The following is a 2,607-nucleotide window of genomic DNA, read 5'->3' on the forward strand; positions in this document are numbered from 1 at the left end:
TCCCGTCGTCTCGAGCCGGGCGGACTGTTCCTCGCACTCCCCGGCGAGCGGGTCGACGGACACGAGTTCGTCGCCCGCGCGCTGCAGGCGGGTGCGGCGGCGGCGCTGGTCGCCCGCGAGGTCACCGATGTCCCCGAGGGCGCGGGCGCGCAGATCGTGGTGCCCCCCGTGGACCGGCGCGTGACCAACGCCATGGTCCTGGCCGCGGATTCCGACGGGTCCGGTGCGGCGGTGCTCGCGGCGCTCGGGTCCCTGGCGCGCGCCAGCGTGGACAGATTGGTCGCCGACCACGGGCTCGTCGTGGTCGGGATCACCGGCTCCTCGGGCAAGACCAGCACCAAGGACCTCATCGGCGCGGTTCTCTCCGCGGCCGGGACGGTCATCGCGCCGCCCGGATCGTTCAACAACGAGATCGGCCATCCCTGGACCGCCCTGCGTGCCGATGAGTCCACGGACTTCCTGGTGCTCGAGCTGAGTGCCCGCGCGCCGGGCAACATCCGCGAGCTCGCGGAGATCGCGCCCCCGAGGATCGGTGTGGTGCTCAACGTGGGGACCGCGCACCTGGGTGAGTTCGGGTCGCGTGACGTCATCGCCGCCACGAAGGGTGAGTTGGTCGAGGCCCTGCCGGATGCGGCCCACGGAGGGGTCGCGGTGCTCAACGCCGACGATGACCGGGTCCTGGGAATGGCCGGGCGGACGTCCGCCGAGGTCGTGACGGTCGGGACGGGCCGGTCCGCGGACCTCCGCGCCGAGGACGTGCGGCTCGACGACGAGGTCCGGGCCTCCTTCCGGCTGGTGACCCCGGACGGCGAGGCCGACGTGGCCCTCCGCGTCCACGGGGAGCACCAGGTGGGCAACGCCCTGTCGGCCGCCGCGGTGGGTCTGGCCTGCGGTATGGACGTCGCCGCGGTCGCCGCCGCTCTCGGCACCGCCCGGGCCGCCTCCGCCCGGCGGATGGACGTCCGGGTCACCGCCGACGGTGTCACCGTGATCAACGACTCCTACAACGCCAACCCCGATTCGGTGCGGGCCGCGCTCAAGTCGCTCGCGGTGATGGCCCGGTCGGGAGGGGGACACCGCCGGACCTGGGCGATCCTGGGCGAGATGGCGGAACTCGGCGACGACTCGGTGACGGAGCACGACCTCATCGGGCGGTTCCTCGTGCGGCTCGACGTGTCCCAACTCGTGGTGGTCGGCCGGGGTCGACCCCAGCGCGCACTGTTCCAGGGGGCGGTGCAGGAGGGCTCGTGGGGATCGGAGGCGGAGCACGTCGAGACCGCCGAGGAGGCGTCCGCCATCGTCGACGAGCGCGTGCAGCCGGGGGACATCGTGTTGGTCAAGGCCTCGGCGGCCGTGGGCTTGTGGAGCGTCGCGGAGCATCTGCTCGCGTCGCGTGGTGAGGAGAAGTCCGAATGACCCAGATCATGATCGCGGGCATCGTCGCCTTCGTCGTGAGCATCTTCCTCACCCCGGTGCTCATCATCTACTTCCGTCGGCACGGCTTCGGGCAGGAGATCCGCCTGGAGGGCCCCCAGTCGCACATGAGCAAGCGCGGGACCCCCAACATGGGCGGGATCGCGATCCTCGCCGCGGTGTGGCTGGGGTACATCGTGGCCGGGCTGGTGGGGCAGGTGACGGTGGGCGGTGGCGGGTTCACCGCCTCCGGCCTGCTCATCCTCGGACTGGCCACCGCGTTGGCCGTGGTCGGGATGATCGATGACGGCCTCAAGGTGTTCAAGCGGCACAACAAGGGTCTGGGCATCCTGTCCAAGACCGTCGGTCAGGTGCTCGCGGCGCTCGCCTTTGGCATCCTGGTCCTGGGATTCCGCAACGACGACGGGCTGACCCCCGCCAGCAGGTCGCTGAGCTACGTGCGGGACTTCGTCGCCGTGACCTTCCCGGTGGTCGTCTTCCTGGTCTTCATCGTCCTCCTGGTCTACGGCTGGTCCAACGCGGTCAACTTCACCGACGGTCTGGACGGGCTCGCGGCCGGTTCGATGGCCATGGTCATGGGCACCTACGTGGTGTTCAGCTTCTGGCAGTTCCGGTACTCGTGCTTCTCCACGGCGGAGGGGGTGGACCTGTCCGGGTGCTACCAGGTCCGGGATCCCCTCGACATCGCCGTGGTGTGCTCCGCCGCGCTCGGGGCGTGCCTGGGCTTCCTGTGGTGGAACGCGGCGCCGGCCAAGATCTTCATGGGCGACACGGGGTCGATGTTCCTGGGCGGCATCGTCGCCGGTGTCTCGGTGGTCTCGCGGACCGAACTCCTGATGGTCGTCGTCGGCGCGGTCTTCGTGATCGAGTTCGTCTCGGTGCTCATCCAGGTCGCGGCGTTCCGCACCACCGGCCGTCGTCCGTTCCGGATGACACCCATCCACCACCACTTCGAGAACGGCGGATGGGCCGAGACGACCGTGACCATCAGGTTCTGGCTCCTCGTGGCCATCTCCTGTGGCCTGGCCATCGCGCTGTTCTACGGTGACTGGCTCGCGAGCTCGACGGGATGACCGACGTGACACGGGACGACACGATCCAGCACGGGGTGACAGCACCCGGGACGGCAGAGCCCGGGACTGCAGAGCCCGGGACTGCAGAACCCGGGACTGC

The 2,607-nt window shown here is 70.3% G+C and carries 2 protein-coding genes; both read left to right on the forward strand.

From position 1 onward, the window contains the following. Window positions 1-1,416 (forward strand): UDP-N-acetylmuramoyl-tripeptide--D-alanyl-D-alanine ligase (gene murF / locus G6020_RS11825; protein WP_182610764.1); only part of this gene is annotated, 1,416 nt, incomplete at its 5' end. Beyond that, window positions 1,413-2,507 (forward strand): phospho-N-acetylmuramoyl-pentapeptide-transferase, encoded by a 1,095-nt coding sequence (gene mraY / locus G6020_RS11830; RefSeq protein WP_179525064.1) that lies wholly within the window; start codon window positions 1,413-1,415, stop codon window positions 2,505-2,507. The genes murF and mraY, both read left to right, overlap by 4 nt. Window positions 2,508-2,607 lie beyond the last annotated feature (100 nt).

Origin of the sequence: Dietzia sp. B19, from assembly GCF_014145155.1 — a bacterium.
GTDB classification, from domain to species: Bacteria; Actinomycetota; Actinomycetes; order Mycobacteriales; family Mycobacteriaceae; genus Dietzia; species Dietzia natronolimnaea.